The organism is Mesorhizobium sp. M8A.F.Ca.ET.181.01.1.1 (assembly GCF_004792025.1).
In the GTDB taxonomy this organism is placed as follows: domain Bacteria; phylum Pseudomonadota; class Alphaproteobacteria; order Rhizobiales; family Rhizobiaceae; genus Mesorhizobium.
Genome location: NZ_SRTV01000005.1, coordinates 392,195 through 413,690 on the forward strand (window position 1 = coordinate 392,195; position 21,496 = coordinate 413,690).

The window sequence follows — 21,496 nt, forward strand, 5'->3', positions numbered from 1 at the left end:
GTCGACTGCCACAGGTCGCGGATTTCGTCGGGTAGCCCGTCCAATGGGCATCATGGGCGCAGGACACCAGGCTCCTTGCCCGAAGCGAAGGGCAGGTCCTCATCCTGCCAGCCTGAAATGCCACCGATCATGATCTTGACCGGAAGACTAAGGCTGGCCAGTTTGAAGGCCGCCCGATCCGCGCCATTGCAGTGCGGGCCGGCGCAATAAACCACGAACAGCGTGCCTGACGGCCATTTTCCCATCCGCTCGGCCGATATCTCGCGGTGCGGCAGATGCAGCGCGCCCGGTACATGGCGGCGTTCATAGGCTTGCGGCGATCCGACGACGTGCAGAAGCACGAAGTCCGGCTCTCCGCCGCGCAGCGTCGCGGCGACATCGGAACAGTCGGTTTCCACGGAAAGCCGGCGCAGGAAATGGTCCCGGGCAATCTCCGGCGATGCCGCCGGTATGTCTGTCACATAGCTCATCAAATTTCTCCATCTCTGATGGAGCTGTTCTCCATCGCTGATAGGTCAGAGGTAGCGCAGCGAGCCGGGCGATTGCAGCTGGCAGCTTTGCCATATATCGTCAAGATCATGCCAAACATGTCGCTTGCCAGTCCGCCCCCTGCCAACCCGCTTGTCGTCGCAATCGCCTATGACGGGCTGTGCACGTTCGAATTTGGCGTGGCGGCCGAGGTGTTCGCCTTGCCCAGGCCTGAGATGGGCCCGGATTGGTACCGTTTTGCCGTTGCCGGCATAGACGCCGGTGAAATGCGTGCGATGGGCGGCGTGCGCATCCTCGCCGATGGCGGACCTGACTTGATCAGCGAGGCCGGCACGGTCATCGTGCCGGGATGGCGCGGTGTGGATTGTCCTGTGCCGCCTTTGCTGATCGACGCACTTCGCAAGGCGAGCGAGCGGGGTGCGCGGGTTCTTTCCATCTGCTCGGGCGTCTTCGTGCTTGCCGCGGCCGGCCTGCTCAAGGGCAAGAAGGCAACCACGCATTGGCGCTACGGCGAAAGGCTGAAGGAGCGGTACCCCGACATCACGGTGGTACCCGATGTCTTGTACATCGACGAGGGAAATGTGCTGACATCGGCCGGCAGCGCGGCCGGCATCGACCTGTGCCTGCATCTGGTTCGGCGCGATTTCGGCACCAAGGCGGCCAACATGGTGGCGCGCCGCCTGGTCGTGCCGCCGCACCGCGACGGCGGCCAGGCGCAATATGTCGAGAGCTCGGTGCCCGAACCTCACGAGCGCAGTCGGCTTGGACCGTTGATAGACAGGATGCGCGCCGACATTTCCGCCGACTATCCGGTCGCCACCCTGGCCGGCCTGGCCGGGATGAGCGAGCGGACATTTCTACGCCGGTTCGCTGCCGCAACCGGCGTCACGCCGGCAAGCTGGCTCCTGTCCGAACGGCTTTCGCGGGCGCGTACGCTGCTCGAAGATACAAGCTTGCCGATCGACCGCGTTGCCGAGACGGCCGGATTTGGCGCGGCGGCGACGTTGCGGCATCATTTCCGCCGGCGGTTCGCCACGACCCCCGCCGCATACCGGGCGCGGTTCGGGGCCAACGCCAACTCCGGCTGACAACGTCTCAGGCCGTCACGTCAACAATCCCTCATAGCGGCCGCGCGGCCTGATGATGCTGCCGCTCACGATCTGTTCGACCATGTGCGCGGCCCAGCCGACGCTGCGTCCAAGCGCGAAGAGCTGGAACGGCGCATCGCGCGGCAGGCCGAGGCCGCGCGTCAGCCCGGCAAGGGCAAAGTCGATATTCGCTGGAGCGCCGGTCGCGGCGATGGCGGCGGTTTCCAACGACCGCAATGTCTCGTCATTGTTGTCGATGGCCGCCAGAAGCGCCGTGGCGCGGGGATCGCCCTCGGGATAGAGTTGGTGGCCGAAACCCGGCAGCGGCCGGTCGTGGCCGAGCCAGCGCCGGATCGCGGCATCGGATCCATGACTTGCGGCGTCCTCCGCCAGTTGCATAACCGCCTCGCCGGCGCCGCCGTGGCGCGGGCCGGACAGCGTCGCCAGGCCCGCGAGCAGGCACGCGGCGGGCGAGGCGCCGGTCGAGGCCGCGACGCGGGCCGCGAAGGTCGATGCGTTGAGTTCGTGATCGGCGAGCAGGACAAGGGCACGGCGGATTGCTTCCGCGCCATCATCGTCCACCGACCAGCCCCGTGCCAATCGCCGATGCACTGGTTCCGGTCCCGCCACGGCACCGAGGGCGCCGGCCAGCACGCCGATCGCGTGCGCCGCGTCGGCGCATAGCGAGGCGGCACTTCGTCCCAGCGAAGGCCGCGCCTGGCCGGCAAGCAAGGCGAGTTGCGCAAAGGCCGGGGCGCGGCCGATCTGGCGCGCCGCATCCGGCGACGGCGTTTCGAAACGGACGGGGCGAGGCAGAGCCCAGAGCAGCCCAGCGGTTTCTTCCAGCGTGGCATGGTCGGACAGCGCTGCGGCGTCCCGGCCTCGATAGATGAGGTGGCCGTGCCAGACGGTCGAAACCGAAGTGACAATCGACGGCTCGCCCCAGGCGATCGCGCTCTCGGCGATGGCCGAGGGGCTGCGCCCGCGCGCCCTTCGCGTTGCCAGCGCCGCGATGTCGTCGGCGCGGTACTGGCTGCGGCGCGGATCGTCCCGATCCGGGCGCATGCCGATGCGTCCGCGGCTGACATAGGCATAGAGCGTCTGCGGCCTCACGCGCAGCCGTTCCAGCGCCTTTTCCCGCGACAACCATTCGGACATTTGGGTCTCTGATATTGATTCTATTGATCAAGATTGATGTAGATGGTGCCCACCCTTATCTCCCATCGGGAAAAGCTTCAAGGAGACAAGGCTATGGCGAATGGGCTCGATGATGTGGTGGCGGCCGAAACCGTGCTGTCCGATGTGGATGGTCTAGGCGGTCGCCTGACGATCCGTGGCCATTCGCTTGGGGAATTGGCAGGGCGATGGAGCTACGCCCAGGTCGTCCACCTGCTGCTGGACGGGTTCTTCGACGATCTGCCTGGCGATGCCGAACTGGCGGCAAAACTGGGTGAGGCTCGCGTCGAGGTGTTTGACCGGCTCGCGCCCGCGCTGCCCTTGCTGGCACCGCTCGACATCTACAGCGCCATGCGTGCGGGCATGGCACTGCTGCCGGATGGCGAGACGCTGACGGACGCCTTGCGGCTGATCGCGGCGCCGGCGGTGCTGTCGCCGGCCCTGCTGCGCCTGCAGCGCGGCGAGCAGCCGATCGCACCCGACGGCAAGGCGGATCATGCCGCCGACATGTTGAGGATGCTCAGGGGATCGGTTCCGTCGCCGGCCTTGGCCAAGGCGCTCGACACCTATCTGGTGACCGTGTGTGATCACGGGCTCAATGCGTCGACCTTCGCCACCCGCGTCGTCGCCTCGACCTTGGCCGGCCTGACATCGTCGGTACTGGCGGGCCTCGGCGCGCTCAAGGGACCGCTGCATGGCGGCGCGCCCGGCCCGGTCATCGATATGCTCGACGCGATCGCCGCGCATGGCGATGCGGCCGGCTGGCTGCGCAATGAGATCGCGCAGGGCAGGCGCATCATGGGCTTCGGACATCGCATCTACCGTGTGCGCGATCCGCGCGCTGATGTGCTGAAAGCGGTGGTGCGCAAGCTGGGCGGCGAGGGCGGCACCGGCCGCCGGCTGGCTTTCGCCGAGACGGTCGAGCAGACGGCGCTCGAGGTGCTTCGGATCGCAAAGCCGCAGCGCTCGCTGCAGACCAACGTCGAATTCTACACAGCGCTTGTCCTGGAAGCGGCGGGCTTTCCGCCGCAAGCTTTCAGCAATGTCTTCGCCGCCGGGCGCGTTTCCGGCTGGATCGCGCATGCCCGCGAACAGCAGACCACCGGACGGCTGATCCGTCCGCAGTCACGCTATGTCGGGCCGGTGCCGGATCTCGTCGCCTAGCTCCAGTCTGCCAGGGTTCATGCCTGTTTCGAAAGCTACGGCCTCTCCGCTTTGCAGCGGAGGGGCTTTTTCGACATGACCGAAATTTCATGTGATCACGCGACCGTGTTCGTGTTCTTGCCTTGGTCCGTCCTTATATGCTGCACTGCAACATAAGCCGGCGACAGCTGCTTCCTTCCAATGACGTAGGGGCAGGCCGGCGCATCAGGATGACAGGAACGCCATGACGAAGAACGGCAAGGCGGAGGAAAAGAAGAAGATCAACATCGCGCTTCAGGGCGGCGGCTCGCACGGCGCCTTCTCCTGGGGCGTGCTCGACCGGCTGCTGGAGGACGGCAGGCTGGAGATATCGGCCGTTTCCGGCACCAGCGCCGGCGCCATGAACGCGGTGGCGCTGGCTGACGGCTTTGTCCGCGGCGGAGTCGAGGGCGCGCGCAAGAAGCTGGACGATTTCTGGCATGCGGTGGCGGCGAAAGGCCGGTTCAGCCCGGTGCAGCGCATGCCGTGGGATGTTGCCTGGGGCAACTGGTCGATCGAGAACACGCCGGGCTATGTCTTCTTCGACACCATGTCGCGGGTGTTCTCGCCCTATGTCGCCAATCCGCTCGGCCTCAATCCGCTGCGCGACGTCGTCGCGCGGGAGATCGACTTCAAGAATGTCCGCGCCTGCAAGTCGATGGAACTGTTCATCTCCGCCACCAATGTCGAGACAGGGCAATTGCGGGTGTTTTCCGATGGCGAGATCGACCTCGATACGGTGATGGCCTCGGCCTGCCTGCCGCAATTGTTCCGTGCCGTCGAGATCAAGGGCGTGCCCTACTGGGATGGCGGTTATGGCGGCAATCCGGCGCTCTACCCGTTCTTCAAGACGGCGGCGACCGAGGACGTGCTTCTGGTGCAGATCAATCCGGTGGTGCGCGAGGGGACACCTAGAAGCGCCAACGAGATCCAGAACCGCATCGACGAGATCACCTTCAATGCCGGGCTGCTGCGCGAATTCCGCTCGATCGCCTTCGTCAAGGAACTGATCGCCGCCGGGCGTCTGCCGCATGGCGAATACCGCGACATCCGCATGCATCGCATCGATGCCGATGAGGCGTTCAAGGATCTGTCGGCATCCTCGAAGGTCAATGCCGAGTGGGCCTTCCTGACCTATCTGCGCGACCTCGGCCGCACCGCCGCCAGCGATTGGCTGGAGGAGAATTACGATGCGGTCGGCAAGCATGCAACGCTCGATCTTTCGGGCGAACTCGATGACGGGTTCAAGCCGATGCGCGGTCCCGCACCGGGCCGTCGGGTGAAGGAATTTCTCGCCGTTCGCAAGAACCCGGAGGCGGAGCGCCGTCGGGCCTGAACCTGACGGAACTGGCTTCAAGAGGGGGCAGCGTTTGCCGGCACTCGTGGCGAAGCTTCCGGAGCAGCGCCTGGTTCAGCGTTGGTGTGACAGCAACCTTGGCGTGCGGGAGAGCCGTCATCATGCTGACGTCTGTTGCCACTGACGATCGGATGGCGCCGGCCCCGGGGGCGTTCTGAGGCATCGGGCGCAACGCTCGATCCAGAATTGCGAATGGGACGAAACACACCCGGCGTTCTCGCGCCAGTCTCGCGCCGACCCCGTCGTCGCGCGTATCAGGACACGATGGGCGGGACGTAATACTGTCAGCGCATTGGTGTTTTCAGCATCTGGTTCGACCTCGGCGCATCGGGATCGGCACGCCTGATCCGAAGCAGCTGCCGCGCCTTTTCCCGAGCGATTCCAGGATCTTGGCCCGGCGTTGTGGCGCCGCAGCCCCTAGTCCCTCGCCGATAGCGGCGACGCGGATTGTCGGTTCGTGCCTGCACTTCAATCAGCGAAGCGAAGCGGATCGCGGCTCTATGCCGGAGACGGCCATGGCGATCAGGGCTGGTCGCCCGTCGCCTGCGTTTCAGGCCGGATCGTGAGCCGGCGGGCCGCTTCGGCAAGTAGACTGGCAAGTCACGAAGAACCGTTTCATGGCGGCCACAGCTTGTGCGGCTACGCAATGCTGCTGCAACTTTCGGACTATATTGCGGTGCAACTTTGATGTAGAAGCGCGCTCGCCGATCACGGCAATTTGAACCCGGTCAGGCGCGCACCCATATCGGCGACGCGCCCGCATCATAAGACGCGGTGCTGGCCGAACCCGCAGTGGAAAAATGACGATGCCTAAAATCAGGTTTCACAAGCTTGCAGCCATTGTTGTGCTCATCGGTTTCGCGGCGTGGATGGCGACAGGCGAGTTCTCATCGGTTGGCAGCGTAGCGGCCAACAAGGCCAAGGCAGCCGAGGTCGAGGGCAAGGCGCCGGACGCGAGCAAGCCGAAGACGGCGGAAGCCGAACCCAAGGCCACGCTGCGCACCGTCGCGGTGGTGACACCACCGCGCAAGACCTATGCGCGCGCCATCCGCATTTCCGGGCTGACCGAGGCCGACAAGCGCGCGGTACTGGCAACCCGCGTTGCCGGCGTCATCGACAAGCTGCCTGTCAAGCAAGGCGATCACGTCAAGACCGGCGATCTGGTGCTGATGCTCGCCGCCGAGGAAAAGATCTCGATGGTCGACAATGCCAAGCAGCTCGTGGCGCAGCGCAGGGCCGAGCTCGATGCGGCCGAGCGGCTGGCCAAGACAGGTAATTTGCCGAAGCTGCAGCTCGACACCGCCCGCTCCAATTTGACCCAGGCGCAATCCCAGCTGGACACCGCGCAGGCCGAGCTCGACCGCAACGAAGTGAAGGCTCCGTTTGACGGCGTCATCGACCGGGTGCCGGTGGAACTGGGCAGCTCCGTCATGCAGGGCGGCGAGGTGGCCACCATCCTCAAGCTCGATCCAGTGATCGCGCGCGGCGAGATCAGCGAGCGCGACCTCGGCTATCTCAAGATCGGTGACAAGGCCAGCGTTCGGCTGGTCAGCGGCCAGACCGTCGAAGGCACCGTGCGCTATATCAGCCGCGACGCCTCGTCGGCGACCCGCACCTTCCGCGTCGAGATCGCCATCCCCAATGCCGATGGCTCGGTGCCGGCCGGCATGACGGCGGAAATCCAGCTCAGCGCGTTGCCGACCGACGCCGTGCTTTTGCCGCGCTCGGTGGTGACGCTGGGCGACAAGGGCGATCTCGGCATCCGCGCCGTGGGCAAGGACAACAAGGTGGCGTTCTTCCCGATCGACCTGGTCGACGACACGCCGACCGGTCTCGTGCTTGGCGGCATCCCGGCGGATGCGCGCATCATCGTCGCCGGCCAGGAACTGGTGAAGGAAGGCGATGAGGTTAAGCCCGTCGAGGCCGACCAGGCGACCATCAACAAGCTGATCGGCGAAGCTACCGCCGGGACGCAGTAGCGCCGGCGCCGGCGCCGGGCCTTGCCCGGCGACAGCGTGTCCGTTCGCCACTCCCGAAGCCAACAGCAGGCATAAGTCATGGATATCGTCAGACTCGCAATCAACAATGCCCGCCTGACCATCTCGGTCCTGGTCTTCCTGCTGATTGCAGGCTGGGTCGCCTATCAGTCGACGCCGAAGGAAGCGGAGCCCGACGTTCCGATTCCGATGATGTATGTCAGCCTGATCTATCAAGGCATTTCGCCTGAAGATTCCGAGCGCCTTCTGCTGCGGCCGATGGAAAGCAAGCTGAAGAGCCTGAAAGGCCTCAAGGAGATGCGCTCGGCCGCTTTCCAGGGCGGCGGCTATGTGCTGGTCGAGTTCCAGCCGCAGACCAACCTGGCGACGGCGCTGCAGGATACGCGCTCCAAGGTTCAGGACGGCAAGGCCGACCTGCCGCAGGCGGCCGAGGAGCCCGTCGTCACCGAGGTCAACATTTCCGAATTCCCTGTGCTCGTCGTAACGCTGTCGGGCGAATTGCCCGAGCGCGTGCTGGCGGCCGCGGCGCGCGAGCTGCGTGACCGCATCGAGGAAGTGCCTGGCGTCCTCGAAGGCTCGCTGCAAGGCTCCCGCGACGATCTGGTCGAAGTCGTCATCGATCCGATGAAGCTGTCTTCCTACGGCTTGCAGCTCGAACAATTGATCGGCGCTGTCGGCGCGTCCAACAGCCTGGTCGCCGCCGGCAACATCGAGGGCTCGCAGGGTAAATACGCCGTCAAGGTGCCGTCGCTGATCGAGACGCCCGAGGATGTGGCGGCACTTCCCGTGGTCGCCGGTCCCAATGCCGTGGTTCAGGCCAAGGACATCGCGACCATCCGCTCGACCTTCGCCGATGCCACGACGATCACGCGCCTCAACGGCAAGCCGGCCATTGCCATCGAGGTCAAGAAGCGCATCGGCGCCAATCTGATCGACACGCTGACCAAAGTCAGGGAGGTGTCCGACACCTTCGTCAAGACCATGCCCGAAGGCATGCACGTCACCTACACGCAGGACAAGTCGGTCTTCGTCAACCAGTTGCTCGGCGATCTGCAGAACCACGTGATGATCGCGGTGATCCTGGTGTTCATCGTCATCCTCTACGCGCTGTCCGGTCGAGCCTCGCTGCTCATTGGCCTCGCCATCCCGTCATCGTTCCTGATCGGCATCCTGCTGCTCGCCATGATGGGCTACACGATCAACATGATCGTGCTGTTCAGCCTGATCCTGGCGGTCGGCATGCTGGTCGATGATGCCATCATCGTCACCGAGTTCGCCGAGCGACGGATGAGCGAGGGCATGCCGAAGCAGGAAGCCTTCGCGCTCGCCGCCAAGCGCATGGCCGGTCCGGTCATCGCGGCAACGATGACCCGCATCGCCGCCTTCTCGCCGCTGCTGTTCTGGCCGGGGATCATTGGCGATTTCATGAAGTACATGCCGATCACGCTGATCGTCACGCTGTCGGCATCGATGCTCTATGCACTGGTCTTCGCGCCGACGCTGGGTGCGATCTTCGCCAAGGCGCCGCAGCATCACGAGGATGGCAATCGCGATGGCTGGTACATGGCTGTCGTCAAGCAGGCGGTGCGCTTCCCCATCACCGTGATGGTGCTCACCGTCGTCTTGCTGGCCGGCATCTTCGTCGGTTATTCGAAGTACGGTGCCGGCGTCGAGTTCTTCCCGAGCGTCGAACCCGATTACGGCCTGCTCTATGTGCATGCCCGCGGCAACCTTTCGCTGGCCGAAATGGATACCGCGACCAAGATTGCCGAAAACCGGCTGCTCGGCTGGCCGGGCGTGAAGTCGGTCTATACACGCGTCGGCAAATCCGACGGCGGTGGCCAGGACGTGCCCGAAGACGTCGTCGGCGTCATCCAGTACGAATTCATCGATTGGCGCGAGCGCAAATCGGCCAACGATATTCTGAACGACCTGCGTGGCGTCATGGCCGGCATTCCCGGCGTCGATGTCGAGGTTCGGGTGCCGGAAGCAGGCCCGCCGACCGGCAAGCCGATCCAGATCAGGCTCTCGGCCATCGATCCCAAGGGGCTCGACGAGAAGGCGCGCGCTGTCGCCGCGCGCATCGCCAAGGTGCCCGGTGTCATCGACATTTCCGATGGCTTGCCGCCGCCTGGCGTCGACTGGGCACTCGATGTCGACCGGGCCAAGGCAGCCCAGTATGGCATCAGCCCGACCTCGGTCGGGACGGTGGTGCAGCTCGTCACCAACGGCCTGAAGCTTTCGGAATACCGGCCCGCCGGCGCCGACAAGGCTGTCGACATCCGCCTGCGCTTGCCGGAGGACCGGCGCACGCTGTCGACGCTCGACGAGCTCAGGGTGCAAACCTCTCAAGGGTCGGTGCCGATCTCGAACTTCGTCGTCCGCAAGGCAAAGCCGAGCGTCGGCATCCTCAACCGCATCGACGGCGCCCGCACCGTGGTGGTGCAAGCCAACGTTGCCGCCGGCGCTCAGGTCGCCGCCGTGCAGCAGGAGGTCACCCAGGCCGTCACCGACATGAATCTTGGCAGCGGCATACGCTGGAAGCTGGCCGGCTCCAACGAGGACAGCGCGGAGGCCAGCGCCTTCCTCAGCAAGGCCTTCGGTGCCGCGATCTTCCTGATCTTCCTGGTGCTGCTGGCGCAGTTCAACAAGTTCACCAGCGTCTGGCTGGTGCTGTCCTGCGTGGTCATGGCGACGATCGGCGTGTTCCTCGGACTGCTGATAACAGGCGAGACGTTCGGCATCGTCATGTCGGGCATCGGCGTCATCGCGCTGGCCGGCGTGGTGGTGAACAACAACATCGTGCTGATCGACACCTATGACCGGCTGCGCGAGGAAGGCTGGGACAAGATGGACGCGGTGCTGCAGACCTGCCGCGAGCGTGCCCGCCCGGTGGTGCTGACGGCGGTGTCGGCCATTCTCGGCGTGCTGCCGATCGCCTTCGGGCTTGGGCTCGAAATCTTCCATCACGAGACGACGATCAACGCGCCGTCGACGCAATGGTGGATTTCGCTGTCCTCGGCGATCGTCTTCGGCCTGTCCTTCGCCACCATCCTGACCCTGGTGGTGACGCCGTCGATGCTGATGGTGTTCACGCGTGCCAAGATCAAGCCCGGCGAGCGGCGCGGTTGGTTCGGCCGCCTGTTCCGGCGTGGCAAGGGCGAGATCTCGTCGGACACGCCGGCAGCAGACGACGTGCCGGCGATCGCCTTCCCGAAAGCTGCGGAGTAGGCAGACTTCCCAATGAACGGCAAAGGCCGCCTGGAACAACCGGGCGGCCTTTTGCATTTTCCCCCAAGGGTCAATGCCAAGCATTGTCTTGGAAGCACAACGCAGAGCGGGGAATTTGCCATGCCGATCAGCACCATCCTCATCATCGTCCTGATCCTTGTCCTGATCGGTGCGGTTCCGGCCTGGCCCCACTCGCGCTCCTGGGGATATGGCCCGTCGGGCGTTCTCGGCGTGGTGCTTGTGGTCGTCCTTGTGTTGCTGTTGGTGGGGCGGATCTGAGCGGCCGCTTCGTCCATCGACAGCCGCTGGCGGCTTGGCCGCGACGAGCCTCAGGCAGCTTCCGCGGCGCTATTCACCGTAGCGATCCCGATATCCTCAAGGGCCTCGGCGACCGCTTGATCGAGCGGTGTATGCGGGACCTCGCCGATGATGCTTTCCAGCCGCGTCGAGACCAATTGGTGGGGTTCGAAGCGCAGATAGGACATCGAGACGATCTCACGCCACATCGCCACGAACGGACTGCCGGCGCGCAGCACCCACCAGGGCATCGCCGTCATCTTCAACTGGCGGCCAATGGCTTTCTCGGCGGCGGCTTTGATCTCGAGATCGGTGATGGCGTGGCCTGGAAAATTCAGCGCCTCATAGAAGCCGAGCTTGTCGAGATTGCTGGCCAGCGCGACGAAGCCGACCGCGAAGTCCGGCAGATAGGCCCATTCATGCACAAGGTCGGCCGGACCGGGCGCTGTGTAGATGCCCTTGTTGATCTTGGCGGCAACGACCAGGTCGAACCAGGAGCCGCTGCCGGTACCGCCGAAAAAATCGCCGGCGCGCAGAAGGATGGTGCGCACGCGGCCCGCCTCGGCCTCACGACGGAACAAATCCTCCATGGCGCAGCGAATGCGGCCTTTTTCAGTGGTCGGGTGGAAGGGGGTGTCTTCCGTGATCACCGCCGGCATGGGCGAGCCGTAATTGTAGACCGTGCCGGGGAAGAGATGCACCGTGCCATTCGCATGGCAGGCGGCCATGACATTTTCGGCCATCGGCAGGCACTTGCCCCAGTCGGTGTAGATCGGGTTCAGGCCGTTGAAGATGATGTCGACGCCCTCGGTGGCCCGGATCAGCGATTGACGGTCCAGCGCATCGCCAGCAACCGCGGTGGCGCCTGCGAGCTCTGCCGGCACCTTGCCGGTGCGAGTGACGGTGCGGACGTCGAAGCCGGCGTCGATGAAGGCTTTGGCAACGACGCGGCCGAGCCGGCCATTGGCACCGAGGATTGCGATCTTGGTCATTTCAGGTCTCCGTGTTGGTGTTTGCAGCTGGAATATGATTGCCTCATCTGCGAATGAAAATTGACTAGGAACGGAGTTTTGATATTCATAAATGAATGGATGATATCGATTGGAACCTGATCAAGAGTTTCGTTACCGTGGCGGAAACCGGCAGCCTGTCGGCTGCGGCGCGCAAGCTCTCGGCCAGCCAGCCGACGCTCGGCCGTCATATCGGCGAACTCGAGCAGGCGCTGGGCGTCACCTTGTTCCGGCGCGGACGACGCGGCTATGAACTGACGGAAGCCGGCAGCACCCTGTTCGAACGTGGCAAGGCCGTAAGCGAACAGGCAAGCGCCTTCTCATTACTGGCGCTGGGTTCGGTCGAAGCGATCGAAGGCACGGTGCGGATTGCCGCCAGCGAAGTGGTGGCCGCCTATGTGCTGCCCGGCATGATGGCACGGCTCGGCATCGAGGAACCCGGCATCGAGGTCGAGATCGTTGCCTCGAACCAGGTCGAGAACCTGCTGCGCCGGGATGCCGACATCGCCATTCGCATGGTCAAGCCGGCGCAGAACGAACTGGTGGCACGCAAGGTCTGCGATATCGCGCTCTGCGCCTGCGCGGCCATCTGCTATCTGGAGAGGCACGGGCGCCCGCTGGAGCCTGCCGATCTCGTCGATCACGCGCTGATCGGCTTCGATCGCAGCGACGAGATGATCCGAGCCTTTTCCCAGTATGGCGCCCCGGTCACCCGAAACAGTTTTCGTTTCAGGGCGGACAATCAGGTCGTGCTCTGGGAAGCCGTGCGGGCGGGAAACGGCATTGGCCTTGGCCAGGAGCCGTTGGCAGACCGCGATCCGCTGGTGGAAAAGCTGTTGCCAGGCCTGCCATTGCCTGCCCTGCCGGTATGGCTGGCCATGCATCGCGACGTGCGCGGCAGCGTGCGTATCCGCCGCGTGGCGGATTTTCTCCACGAGGAACTGAAACGCTATTCGGCGGGCGCGGCATCCGGAGCGAATTCGGCGCGGTGAGCCAATCCGGCCATCAGAAGAACGACGATCAGCAGAACCGACATGGCGATGAAGATCGGGCCGAAGCTGGAATGTTCGGCGACGAAGCCGATCGCCGACGGCGCCACCAGAATGCCGGAATACCCCATGGTGGTGACGACGCTCATGCCGGTGCCCGACGACATGCCCTCCTGGTTGCCGCCGGCCGAAAAGATGATCGGCACCATGTTGGCGATGCCGAAGCCGCACAGCGCGAAAGCTGATATGGCGAGCCAGGGCGAGGGTGACAGGCCGGCGATCAGCATGCCGGCGGCCGCGACGATGGCCGAGCCGCGCAGTGTCATCACCGCGCCGAAGCGGTTGCGGACGCCATCGCCGAAAAAGCGCATGATCGCCATGACGCCGGAGAAGGCGGCGTAGGCAAGGCCGGCGACGGCGAGGTCGGCGCCGAGTTCCTGCCGCAGATACAGGGCCGCCCAGTCGAGCACCGCGCCCTCGGAAATCATCGTCAGTAGGGCCATCAGGCCGATCAGGTAGACCAATGGGTTTGCCGGCAAAGCGAATTTATGATGCTCGGTCGCCTGCGGTCTGTTTTCGGCCACGATATGGGGCACCGCCGCCGCGATTGCCGCGAAGGCAAGCGCGGTCACCACCGAAGCATGGGCGAGGTGGCCATAAGTCTGGATGGCAAAGCCGCCAAGGGCGCCGCCGGCGAAACCGCCGAGGCTCCAGAAGCCGTGCGAGGAGGACATGATGGCGCGCCCCAGCCGCCGTTCCACCACCACAGCATTGGCATTCATGGCCACATCCATGCCGCCGATCGAGCCGCCGAAGATGAACATGGCGACGGCCGCCAGCGGCACGTCGGGCGCCAGTGCCACGATCAGAAGGCCGAGGCTGCCGCAGAGACCGAACCAGCGCAGCACGGTGCGCGAGCCATGTTTGGAGATCAGGTGGCCGCACCATGTCATGGCGGTGACCGCGCCGGCGCCGAACAAAAGGATCAGCAGGCCGAGCGTGAATTTCGAGATATCCAGCCGCGTCAGGAACACCGGAATCTGCGGCGCCCAGCTGCCGGTCAGGAAGCCATTGGCGAGGAAAATGGCCGCCACGGCCCAGCGGCCGCGAATGGCAGTCTGCATGGCGTTCGGCGCGTTCATACGACGATTCCGGTCAGAAAATGGCTTTGCGCGGCAAATTAGATCGATTCAATTTTCAGTCAAGCGCACTTTCGAGAAAGCATTTGGGCCAAACGGCCTCAGTGATCCTTGGGACGCCGGGCTTCGAATTCGGCCTTCTTGGCGTCCGAAGCCTCTGTCTGGTTGAGCGCTTGCCACTCGGCATAGGGCATGCCGTAGACGATCTCGCGCGACTGATCCTTGCCGAGGTTGACGCCCTTGGCTTCCGCTGCCTCGCGATACCAATTCGACAGGCAGTTGCGGCAGAAGCCGGCGAGGTTCATCAGGTCGATGTTTTGCACGTCGCTGCGTTCGCGCAAATGCCTCACCAGCCGGCGAAAGGCGGCGGCCTCGAAGTCGCGCTTCTGCTCGTCGCTGAGTTCGGTCATCGAAACCTCCGTCATAGCGGCCCGGTGCGCGAGCCGAACATCTTTACCGCATGTATATCGGGACGGTGGTCGATGGCGTCAACGATCGGCGCCAGCCGTTGGGCCCAGGCGAGGGCGCCCTGCTGGTCCGCTATCAGGTCCTGGCGGATTTCGAGCAGCGCGTGGGCATATCCATTGACGATGGCATGCTTGAACATGGTGTCGCCGCGCAGAGCGCCGTCATACGGTTCGTTGTCGCCAACGATGAGGTTTTTGTCCTCGGCCAGCATGTCGATCAGCGGCCGCGCCACCCGGTCGTCCTTGTCCCACAGGATGCCGACATGCCAGGGGCGTTTGATGCCCTGCATGACCGGTGTGAAGGAATGCAACGAAAAGATGAAGGGCGCCTGCCCCGAAGCCTGAACGACCGAAGCGATCATGGCGCCGACCGCGTCGTGGTAGGGCCGGTAGAAGCGGTCGAGACGCCTCTCGCGTTCTTCCGGCGCCATCGGATAGTTTCCCGGCACGATCGTGCCGTCGTAAAGCTGGCGAATGAGCGTCGGGTCGTCCTCACCGCGATTGGGATCGATCAAGAGCCGCGAGAAATTGGCGATAAGTGCCGGCACGCCAAGCAAGGCGGCCAGTTCGCGCGTCACCGCTTCGACGCCGATGTCATAAGCGATATGGCGGTCGAATTCGGCCGACGGCAGCCCCAGGCTGCCATACTCCTCGGGCAGGTCGCGGCGGGCATGATCAGCCAGCAGCACGATGCCTCGCTTGCGGTCGCCCTCGACGATGTCGAAGGGCGCGAAAACTGTGGATCGGGTCATTGGCGGAAAATGGTCGTTCGCTGGCTTTTGGGGAGGATGCTATCGTCATTCCACGAAGACGACGCGTGCGCAATGCCGTTGTTTGGCCAAGGTTTCCCGGGAAATCTGGCAAGGGGCGACGGATCGTGCGCCGGGAGCCTTCCTAAATCGATTGGAATTGGACAAAACGGCGCGTTGACATGCGCCCGGACTTTTCCGAAAAGGGGCGCAGAGAGATGCTGATGTGGTTCTTGAGGGGTTTTGGAATGGGTTCCGCCGGCAGGCAGCGCATGCGCTCCGGCTTTGCGATGCCGCTCCTGATCCTGACCGGTGGCGTGTCGGCAATGGTCATGGCCTCGCCGGCGCACGCCGATTTCCGCGTCTGCAACGCCACGCAGAACCTGGTCGGTGTCGGCATCGGCTATCGTGCCAAGGCCGGCTGGATCACCGAGGGCTGGTGGCACATCGAAGGATCGAGCTGCAAGACGTTGATCGAAGGGCCGCTGTCATCAAGGTTTTATTATCTTTATGCAGAAGACGCCGAGCGCGGTGGACGCTGGGACGGCCCGATCAACATGTGCGTGGCTGAAAAAGAGTTCAAGATCGCGGGCGTAAGCGACTGCGTCGCCCGAGGCTTCCAGCGCGCTGGATTCCAGGAATATGACACGGGCGAGCAGGCAAGCTGGATGGTCCAGCTCACCGATGAGCCCGCAACGGGAGGCGCCCCAGCCGCCCCGGGAACGAACAGTCAATGAGACGTAGCCGCAAGGTCAAGATCCTAGCCACAATCGGTCCGGCCTCCTCGTCCGAGGAGATGCTGCAGAAGCTGTTCGAAGCCGGTGCGGATGTTTTCCGCATCAATATGAGCCATACCGATCATGAGCTGATGCGCACGCTGGTCGCACGCATCCGGTCCGTCGAGGAAAAAGTCGGCCGGCCGATCGGTATCCTGGCCGACCTGCAAGGTCCGAAGCTGCGCGTCGGCAAGTTCGCCAACGGCAAGGAAGTGCTGACGCTGGGCCAGACCTTCACGCTCGACGACAATCCCGAGCCCGGTACCTCGACCAGGGTTTACCTGCCGCATCCCGAAATCCTGAGTTCGGTCGAGGCTGGCCATCGACTCCTGATCGACGACGGCAAGCTCGAGCTGAAAGCGGTGAAGAGCGACGGCAAGTCGATCGTGTGCACCGTCATTGCCGGCACCACGATTTCCGACAAGAAGGGCGTCAGCCTGCCCGACACCGACCTGCCGGTGGGCGCGCTGACCGAGAAGGACCGCAAGGACCTCGACGCGGTGCTGGCGACCGGCGTCGACTGGGTCGCGCTGTCCTTCGTGCAGCGGCCGGAGGATCTGGCCGAAGCGCGCAAGATCGCGCGCGGCCGGGCGCTGATCATGGCCAAGATCGAAAAGCCGCAGGCTGTCGCCCGACTGGCCGAGATCATCGAACTGTCGGATGCGCTGATGGTTGCCCGCGGCGATCTCGGTGTCGAAATGCCGTTGGAAGCGGTGCCCGGCATCCAGAAGCAGATCACGCGCGCCGCGCGCCGTGCCGGCAAGCCGGTGGTGATCGCCACGCAGATGCTGGAATCGATGATCACCGCCCCGGTGCCGACCCGCGCCGAGGTCTCCGACGTTTCGATCGCCGTCTTCGAAGGCGCCGACGCCATCATGCTGTCGGCGGAATCGGCGGCGGGCGCTTATCCGGTCGAGGCGGTTGCCATGATGAACCGCATCGCCGCCAAGGTCGAAACCGACCCGACCTATGCCGGCATCATCAACGCGCAGCGCTCCGAGCCGGAAGCGACCGGCGCCGACGCCATTTCGCTGGCCGCCCGCGAAATCGCCGAAACGCTGAAACTGTCGGCGATCGTCACCTACACGGCATCAGGCACCACCGGCCTGCGCGCCGCGCGCGAGCGCCCGCAAGTGCCGATCATCGCGCTGTCGCCGATCCTCAATACGGCGCGGCGCCTGTCACTTTTATGGGGCACGCATTGCGTGGTCTCGCCAGACGCCACCGATCTCGACGACATGGTCAACCGCGCCTGCCGCATTGCACTGGAAGAGGAATTCGGCAAGCCGGGCGACCGCGTCATCATCACCGCTGGGGTGCCGCTCAGGACGCCGGGATCGACCAACATGCTGCGCATCGCCTATGTCGGATCGGAAACAGCCGGACGGTAAGCCTTCTCGAGGGAACACCGCGCGAACCGAGGTCACTTTTGGGCGACATGCATTGGCGCAGAGCCCACTGCGGCCGCAGTGCTACAAAAGTCTGGACAATCATCGCCGCCCTTGTCTCGACACAGGGCCGCCGCGATCCACTCTACAAGACGCGGTGAGGCGGCGTTAACAGCCGCTTCGCAACCGCCTGAATTTCCCTTCGCTTGAAAGTATATTGAATGTCATTTGCCGTTTCACGCCGGTCCCTTCTGACCGGGCTTTCGCTTATTGGCGTTTCGACCGTCTCCGCCTGTGCCCAACTGCCCAGGCAATCGATCAGCTTGGCGAGCACGCCTACCCCGGTTCCGCTCGAACCGGCACCGGAAAAGGCGCCCATCGAAGCTGCCGCGCCTGAAACCGTAAGCCCGGCGTCGCCCGACTATGCGGGCATGTACAGCGCGGTCGAAGACGGCGGCCATGCGCTGCCGGCAATCCCGTTCGCCAAGGTCGACGGGCGGTTCCTGAGGCAGAGCGTCGACGATCCGACAGGCGAAAAACCCGGCACGATCGTGGTCAATACGACCGACAAGCACCTTTACTGGGTGCTCGAGGACGGCAAGGCCATGCGCTACGGCGTCGGACTGGGGCGCCAGGGCTATTCCTGGAAGGGCCGCGCGATCGTCCAGCGGAAACGAAAATGGCCGACCTGGACGCCGCCTTCGGCGATGATCCGCAGGGATCCGAAGCTGGAAAAATGGCGCCAGGGCATGCAGCCCGGCATCAGCAACCCGCTCGGGTCGCGTGCGCTCTACATCTTCAAGGACGGCGTCGATACGCTCTACCGGATCCATGGATCGCCGGATTGGAAATCGATCGGCAAATCCGCGTCATCCGGCTGCGTGCGCATGTTCAATCAGGACGTCATGGACCTCTACGATCGGGTTCCCGGCAAGACGCCGCTGCTTGTTATCTAGCGGCTGGCGACGCCTGCCTAACACCTGATGGCCTCATACCGTCGCGGCTCCGAGCGCCCTTGCCGCGGCTTCCGCGTGATTTCTTGCCTGGAGAAACCGGCGCGCGCGAGGAATAGGATCGTACAGATACTGATCCGGGCCCAGTATCTTTCGCCGGTTGAGTTCGGTCGTATCGAGCAGATCGAAATCGACCCGCGCGATGGTGCAATGCCATCCGGTGTGGCGCGAAGCCCAGCCTCTCGCATGGTGTTCGAGCAACCGCTCTCGAGCGCAATAGCCGTGGTAGTCGAAAGCGATCACGCCGTTCGTCACGTAGATATGGCTTCCGGAAAAGCCTTCGCCGGGAATGATACGTTCGCCGTAAAATCCCTCCAGAGGCGGATGCTTGAGAAAGGTGCCGGCGAGAATGGCGCACGCGCCGTGACCGAAGAAGATGCGATCCGGCAGTGCCCATCGCTTTTCGGGATTTTTCTTTATGCCGTGTTTCAGGACATACATGCCGCTCTGTTCCCAATAGCGTCTTGCGATAGCTTCGGATTGTCAGGTCGGGGCGAGCTCGGCCCGTGGCTCCTTGATGTCGGCGCATTTGCCCACGCCATAGGCATCGTCGGCAATCCGGGCTTCCACCGTCGTGGCGATTGCTTCCAGGTCGATAGCCTTGCCGGCAACCTTCTCGATGGCGCCGACGACGAGGTCGGAGGCGATCCAGTCCGGCTTGTGGCCAAGATTTTGCACCCAGACCAGCTCGGCGCCTGATATGTCGCGCACTAGGCCGACGGAGTGAATGCGGGCATAGACCACCTTGTCGCGATCGCCGGAGATGACCACGGTCGGCGCCGTTATCACTTTGTAATGCGGTGCCGCGCCAAGCGCATACCGATAGAGCCCGGCGACGTCGGTGGCATTGGCGCGGAAGGCCGACGGCCGCAGCACCAGCGGGATCGCGGCTGAGGCGAGGTAATTTTCCGGCACTTTGTTGGGCGAGAAGACGCAGGTCGTGGCGTCCGCCATCTGCAGCGTTCCCGCAGGATAGCTCAGGGTCTCGGAGAACAGCCGGCCGATCACCGGAATGATGGTCAGGTCGTAGTACCAGGACGTCGCGCCGCCCGGCCAGGGATGGCTCGCCGGCGCCAGGAAGACAAGGCCGAGCGTCTTGTCGGCATGCTCGCGGCCGAAGGCCGCCGTCACCACGCCGCCGAAGGAATGGCCGACAATGATGGCCCGCTTGATGCCGAGACGGTCCATCAGCGCGGCGATGGTGTTGGCCTGTGCCGACGGATTTTCATTGTTGCCGGGGCCGCGTCCCGACCAGCCGGCTCCCGGCCGGTCGAAAAACAGCATTTCGGCACGGCCTTCGAGCAGCGGCCTGAGCGGCAGCATCTGGTCTTTCAAATTGGCGCTGGCGCCGTGAATGAAGACGATCGGTGGCAGATCCGCACCAACTGACGCGGGAACGTGGACATAGTGGATACGGGCACCGCCAATGTCGACGAACGCGCCGACCGGCGGACCGCGGCGCTCGATCAGCCATGAGCCGACGCGAGTGACGCCGACAAGGGCAAGGACGAGTGCGAAAAGGAAGGCGAGCGCGGCGTAGATCAGGTTCATGGGGGATATACGGGAAGGGAGGTTGATAAGTTGTAGGGCGGCAGTAGGGAAGCTCAAGCGCCTAATGCCTATTGCCTAGTCTATCAAATTCCCTCGCCGGCAAGCTCTTCCGACAGGGTCGCGACCTGGTTCTGGGCGCTGCGCATCATGGGATAGATGGCCAGCACCTTCTGCCAGGCCTCGAGCGCCGATTGCTTGTGACCGGTCTCCGCCATGATCTGGGCCAGGCCCGACAGCGCGCCGAAATGGCGTGGCTCGAGCTGCAGCGTGCGGTCGATATCGGCCATCGACTTGCCGTAGTTCTTCATCATGAAATGCACGGTGGCGCGGCGGTTCCAGCCTTCGGCATAGCTCGGCTGCAAGGTCACCACCTGGTCCAGGAAATCGAGCGCGACGTCGAACTTCTGATCGTTCATCGCATTTTGCGACCACTGCATCATCAGGTCGATCGAGGCGCTGCCGGACTGGAACCATTCGTTCCAGATGTTGCCGGCAATGCGCTCGGCGGCCTTTTCGTTGCGCTCGCGCTTCAGGTCGGAGAACAGCCTGTCGAGCCGGGCCTGTTTCGTCATCGGCGGGGCCGGAGTGTCCGGGGCCGCCGGCTGGGCCGCCTGATCGTTCGCTGCCCTGGCCGCTATGCTAACGGCACCGGAAAGAGGGAAAGCGATCAAAAATGCAAAAAGAATCCGCATCGCCCGACTCTAGTCCCGGGCGGCGGAACATCAAAGTGAATTCAACGTGGGAAGGTCGGCTCGCCGACAAGCATCAATGGGCGGAGGCAAAAAGCCTCCGGCCGAAAACTCAACCCTGGCGCGCCTTATAGCGCGGGGCGGTCTTGTTGATGATGTAGATGCGGCCCTTGCGGCGAACCAACTGGTTGTCGCGGTGACGCGCCTTCAGCGCCTTGAGCGAATTCTTGATCTTCATGGTCTTGCCTGTCGGTGTGGACCCGGTTCCGGGTCGAAATTATAAGGCGCGCCAGAAGACGCGCCTTTTGAACGGTGGGTGGCTCATAAACGAGGAGCCTTGCCCATGTCAACCGTAAGTCAACGGCAAGCGTGCTCCGCGTCCTGATATCATCAAATATCCGCCATGTCGGCACCCGTGGCATTGCGCGACCACGAGTCGGCTGGGATGATGCCGCGACAAGCAAGTGATTTGGGGACAAAGATGCGTCGAATTTTCCTGTTCGCCTGCCTCGCCGTCCTGGCGGCAGGCGCGGTCGCCCGCGCTCAGGAATGCGACCGTTCCGACGACAGCCAGCAAATGATGAACATCTGCGCCGGCGAGGATTATCAGGCCGCCGACGCCAGACTCAACGCAGCCTATCAGGCGCTGATCGGCTCTGATGATGCGGGTGGCAAGCGATTGCTTCAGGTGGCGCAGCGCGCCTGGATCAGCTTCCGGGATGCCGAATGCGCGCATAACACCGCGGCCAGCGCGGGTGGCTCCATCCACGCGATGGAAGTTTCGCAGTGCCTGACCAGGCTGACCAATGATCGCATCAAGCAACTCGCCGCCTCCGCCAATTGCGAGGAAGGCGATGCAAGCTGCGCCGGCCCCGGCGAGGACAGCGGCGAGGTGCAATAGGCTCGTG

21 protein-coding genes are annotated in these 21,496 nt (G+C 64.0%); 11 read left to right on the plus strand and 10 right to left on the minus strand.

Annotated elements, in window-relative coordinates; translation table 11 throughout:
* Positions 1–50: 50 nt before the first annotated feature.
* Positions 51–470, minus strand: coding sequence for a rhodanese-like domain-containing protein (locus EN824_RS20390; RefSeq protein WP_127872113.1), 420 nt, complete (start codon positions 468–470; stop codon positions 51–53).
* Positions 471–578: 108 nt separating this feature from the next.
* Between EN824_RS20390 and ftrA the strand changes: the two genes are divergently transcribed.
* Positions 579–1,577, plus strand: a complete 999-nt coding sequence (gene ftrA, locus EN824_RS20395; RefSeq protein WP_135882262.1) for a transcriptional regulator FtrA — start codon at positions 579–581, stop codon at positions 1,575–1,577.
* A 15-nt stretch (positions 1,578–1,592) separates the two neighbouring features.
* On the opposite strand, the gene EN824_RS20400 is transcribed toward ftrA, so the two are convergent.
* The gene (locus EN824_RS20400) at positions 1,593–2,735 is read right to left on the minus strand and encodes a citrate synthase (RefSeq protein WP_135882170.1); all 1,143 of its coding nucleotides are present in this window, start codon (positions 2,733–2,735) and stop codon (positions 1,593–1,595) included.
* Between the two features lie 93 nt (positions 2,736–2,828).
* Here EN824_RS20400 and EN824_RS20405 point away from each other — a divergent pair, with 93 nt between their 5' ends.
* From EN824_RS20405 to EN824_RS20425, 5 genes are all read left to right on the plus strand, one after another.
* Positions 2,829–3,917 (plus strand): citrate synthase/methylcitrate synthase, encoded by a 1,089-nt coding sequence (locus EN824_RS20405; protein WP_135882169.1) that lies wholly within the window; start codon positions 2,829–2,831, stop codon positions 3,915–3,917.
* 223 nt (positions 3,918–4,140) lie between these two features.
* On the plus strand, positions 4,141–5,271 hold the full coding sequence (locus tag EN824_RS20410) for a patatin-like phospholipase family protein (protein WP_127277270.1): 1,131 nt from the start codon (positions 4,141–4,143) through the stop codon (positions 5,269–5,271).
* Between the two features lie 827 nt (positions 5,272–6,098).
* Positions 6,099–7,271 carry an efflux RND transporter periplasmic adaptor subunit gene (locus EN824_RS20415; protein ID WP_135932633.1) on the plus strand — a complete coding sequence of 391 codons (1,173 nt, stop codon included), beginning with the start codon at positions 6,099–6,101 and terminating at the stop codon, positions 7,269–7,271.
* Between the two features lie 78 nt (positions 7,272–7,349).
* Entirely contained in the window at positions 7,350–10,520 is a 3,171-nt protein-coding gene (locus tag EN824_RS20420) for an efflux RND transporter permease subunit (protein WP_127872110.1), read from the plus strand.
* Between the two features lie 120 nt (positions 10,521–10,640).
* Positions 10,641–10,799 carry a DUF3309 family protein gene (locus tag EN824_RS20425; RefSeq protein WP_127278628.1) on the plus strand — a complete coding sequence of 53 codons (159 nt, stop codon included), beginning with the start codon at positions 10,641–10,643 and terminating at the stop codon, positions 10,797–10,799.
* A 50-nt stretch (positions 10,800–10,849) separates the two neighbouring features.
* Here EN824_RS20425 and EN824_RS20430 read toward each other — a convergent pair whose 3' ends face one another.
* Positions 10,850–11,809, minus strand: coding sequence for an SDR family oxidoreductase (locus tag EN824_RS20430; protein ID WP_127872109.1), 960 nt, complete (start codon positions 11,807–11,809; stop codon positions 10,850–10,852).
* 95 nt (positions 11,810–11,904) lie between these two features.
* Here EN824_RS20430 and EN824_RS20435 point away from each other — a divergent pair, with 95 nt between their 5' ends.
* Positions 11,905–12,819 carry a LysR family transcriptional regulator gene (locus tag EN824_RS20435; protein ID WP_127872108.1) on the plus strand — a complete coding sequence of 305 codons (915 nt, stop codon included), beginning with the start codon at positions 11,905–11,907 and terminating at the stop codon, positions 12,817–12,819.
* Here EN824_RS20435 and EN824_RS20440 read toward each other — a convergent pair.
* From EN824_RS20440 to EN824_RS20450, 3 genes are all read right to left on the minus strand, one after another.
* Positions 12,777–13,958, minus strand: a complete 1,182-nt coding sequence (locus tag EN824_RS20440) for an MFS transporter (RefSeq protein ID WP_135932634.1) — start codon at positions 13,956–13,958, stop codon at positions 12,777–12,779. The genes EN824_RS20435 and EN824_RS20440 overlap by 43 nt on opposite strands.
* A 98-nt stretch (positions 13,959–14,056) precedes the next feature.
* Complete coding sequence (locus EN824_RS20445; RefSeq protein WP_127278624.1) at positions 14,057–14,365, minus strand: DUF1244 domain-containing protein; 309 nt, start codon at positions 14,363–14,365, stop codon at positions 14,057–14,059.
* Positions 14,366–14,376: 11 nt separating this feature from the next.
* On the minus strand, positions 14,377–15,174 hold the full coding sequence (locus EN824_RS20450) for an N-formylglutamate amidohydrolase (RefSeq protein ID WP_135932635.1): 798 nt from the start codon (positions 15,172–15,174) through the stop codon (positions 14,377–14,379).
* A gap of 287 nt (positions 15,175–15,461) precedes the next feature.
* On the opposite strand from EN824_RS20450, the gene EN824_RS20455 reads away from it, so the two are divergent.
* From EN824_RS20455 to EN824_RS20465, 3 genes are all read left to right on the plus strand, one after another.
* Positions 15,462–15,908 carry a DUF1036 domain-containing protein gene (locus EN824_RS20455; protein ID WP_245464385.1) on the plus strand — a complete coding sequence of 149 codons (447 nt, stop codon included), beginning with the start codon at positions 15,462–15,464 and terminating at the stop codon, positions 15,906–15,908.
* On the plus strand, positions 15,905–17,338 hold the full coding sequence (gene pyk / locus EN824_RS20460) for a pyruvate kinase (protein WP_135882164.1): 1,434 nt from the start codon (positions 15,905–15,907) through the stop codon (positions 17,336–17,338). Before EN824_RS20455 ends, pyk begins: the two co-directional genes overlap by 4 nt.
* Before the next feature lie 320 nt (positions 17,339–17,658).
* Positions 17,659–18,291 carry a L,D-transpeptidase gene (locus EN824_RS20465; protein ID WP_335930841.1) on the plus strand — a complete coding sequence of 211 codons (633 nt, stop codon included), beginning with the start codon at positions 17,659–17,661 and terminating at the stop codon, positions 18,289–18,291.
* Between the two features lie 33 nt (positions 18,292–18,324).
* On the opposite strand, the gene EN824_RS20470 is transcribed toward EN824_RS20465, so the two are convergent.
* The 4 genes from EN824_RS20470 to ykgO form a co-directional block, all read right to left on the minus strand.
* Positions 18,325–18,789 carry a hypothetical protein gene (locus EN824_RS20470; RefSeq protein WP_135932636.1) on the minus strand — a complete coding sequence of 155 codons (465 nt, stop codon included), beginning with the start codon at positions 18,787–18,789 and terminating at the stop codon, positions 18,325–18,327.
* A 42-nt stretch (positions 18,790–18,831) separates the two neighbouring features.
* Complete coding sequence (locus tag EN824_RS20475; RefSeq protein WP_127278618.1) at positions 18,832–19,899, minus strand: alpha/beta hydrolase; 1,068 nt, start codon at positions 19,897–19,899, stop codon at positions 18,832–18,834.
* A gap of 83 nt (positions 19,900–19,982) precedes the next feature.
* Positions 19,983–20,591 carry a hypothetical protein gene (locus EN824_RS20480; RefSeq protein ID WP_135863162.1) on the minus strand — a complete coding sequence of 203 codons (609 nt, stop codon included), beginning with the start codon at positions 20,589–20,591 and terminating at the stop codon, positions 19,983–19,985.
* 109 nt (positions 20,592–20,700) lie between these two features.
* A complete protein-coding gene (gene ykgO, locus EN824_RS20485; RefSeq protein ID WP_006203764.1) occupies positions 20,701–20,826 on the minus strand; it encodes a type B 50S ribosomal protein L36 in 126 nt (41 codons plus the stop codon).
* A 243-nt stretch (positions 20,827–21,069) separates the two neighbouring features.
* On the opposite strand from ykgO, the gene EN824_RS20490 reads away from it, so the two are divergent.
* A complete protein-coding gene (locus EN824_RS20490) occupies positions 21,070–21,489 on the plus strand; it encodes a lysozyme inhibitor LprI family protein (protein WP_127281106.1) in 420 nt (139 codons plus the stop codon).
* Positions 21,490–21,496: the final 7 nt, after the last annotated feature.

Excerpts from the sequence above, each read along its gene's own strand:
- EN824_RS20390 (WP_127872113.1), bottom strand. The coding sequence starts at position 470 with ATGAGCTATGTGACAGACATACCGGCGGCATCGCCGGAGATTGCCCGG.
- ftrA (WP_135882262.1), top strand. The coding sequence starts at position 579 with ATGCCAAACATGTCGCTTGCCAGTCCGCCCCCTGCCAACCCGCTTGTC.
- EN824_RS20400 (WP_135882170.1), bottom strand. The coding sequence starts at position 2,735 with ATGTCCGAATGGTTGTCGCGGGAAAAGGCGCTGGAACGGCTGCGCGTG.
- EN824_RS20405 (WP_135882169.1), top strand. The coding sequence starts at position 2,829 with ATGGCGAATGGGCTCGATGATGTGGTGGCGGCCGAAACCGTGCTGTCC.
- EN824_RS20410 (WP_127277270.1), top strand. The coding sequence starts at position 4,141 with ATGACGAAGAACGGCAAGGCGGAGGAAAAGAAGAAGATCAACATCGCG.
- EN824_RS20415 (WP_135932633.1), top strand. The coding sequence starts at position 6,099 with ATGCCTAAAATCAGGTTTCACAAGCTTGCAGCCATTGTTGTGCTCATC.
- EN824_RS20420 (WP_127872110.1), top strand. The coding sequence starts at position 7,350 with ATGGATATCGTCAGACTCGCAATCAACAATGCCCGCCTGACCATCTCG.
- EN824_RS20425 (WP_127278628.1), top strand. The coding sequence starts at position 10,641 with ATGCCGATCAGCACCATCCTCATCATCGTCCTGATCCTTGTCCTGATC.
- EN824_RS20430 (WP_127872109.1), bottom strand. The coding sequence starts at position 11,809 with ATGACCAAGATCGCAATCCTCGGTGCCAATGGCCGGCTCGGCCGCGTC.
- EN824_RS20435 (WP_127872108.1), top strand. The coding sequence starts at position 11,905 with ATGGATGATATCGATTGGAACCTGATCAAGAGTTTCGTTACCGTGGCG.
- EN824_RS20440 (WP_135932634.1), bottom strand. The coding sequence starts at position 13,958 with ATGAACGCGCCGAACGCCATGCAGACTGCCATTCGCGGCCGCTGGGCC.
- EN824_RS20445 (WP_127278624.1), bottom strand. The coding sequence starts at position 14,365 with ATGACCGAACTCAGCGACGAGCAGAAGCGCGACTTCGAGGCCGCCGCC.
- EN824_RS20450 (WP_135932635.1), bottom strand. The coding sequence starts at position 15,174 with ATGACCCGATCCACAGTTTTCGCGCCCTTCGACATCGTCGAGGGCGAC.
- EN824_RS20455 (WP_245464385.1), top strand. The coding sequence starts at position 15,462 with ATGCCGCTCCTGATCCTGACCGGTGGCGTGTCGGCAATGGTCATGGCC.
- pyk (WP_135882164.1), top strand. The coding sequence starts at position 15,905 with ATGAGACGTAGCCGCAAGGTCAAGATCCTAGCCACAATCGGTCCGGCC.
- EN824_RS20470 (WP_135932636.1), bottom strand. The coding sequence starts at position 18,789 with ATGTATGTCCTGAAACACGGCATAAAGAAAAATCCCGAAAAGCGATGG.
- EN824_RS20475 (WP_127278618.1), bottom strand. The coding sequence starts at position 19,899 with ATGAACCTGATCTACGCCGCGCTCGCCTTCCTTTTCGCACTCGTCCTT.
- EN824_RS20480 (WP_135863162.1), bottom strand. The coding sequence starts at position 20,591 with ATGCGGATTCTTTTTGCATTTTTGATCGCTTTCCCTCTTTCCGGTGCC.
- ykgO (WP_006203764.1), bottom strand. The coding sequence starts at position 20,826 with ATGAAGATCAAGAATTCGCTCAAGGCGCTGAAGGCGCGTCACCGCGAC.
- EN824_RS20490 (WP_127281106.1), top strand. The coding sequence starts at position 21,070 with ATGCGTCGAATTTTCCTGTTCGCCTGCCTCGCCGTCCTGGCGGCAGGC.